This window comes from Lysinibacillus sp. VIII_CA, assembly GCF_049943995.1.
GTDB lineage: Bacteria > Bacillota > Bacilli > Bacillales_A > Planococcaceae > Lysinibacillus > Lysinibacillus pinottii.
Window position 1 is genome coordinate 1 of record NZ_JBNFXM010000132.1, and the last position, 244, is coordinate 244.

The window sequence follows — 244 nt, forward strand, 5'->3', positions numbered from 1 at the left end:
TCGCAGAACAGCATTTGATCGAGCCCTAATACTTTCTTTTTTAAATCTGCAAAACGGCGCATATGAGGCGCTAATTCTTTGTAAATAATATCCAGTTGATTGTTATACATTTCAAGTGGAACTTTTTGAGGTTCTAAAAGCATATGAGTAACAGATTCAAATTTGCGTAAACGAGAGAGTGTTACTTGTTTTTTTACCTCGGTAGCATATGTTGTTGCCACGGTATTTTTATATCGCTTCAAGG

Annotated in this window: 1 pseudogene; it reads right to left on the bottom strand. The window is 35.7% G+C overall.

Annotated elements, in window-relative coordinates:
• A pseudogene (locus ACP3VS_RS24545) lies at positions 1–244 on the bottom strand (oligoendopeptidase F); the annotation flags it as partial.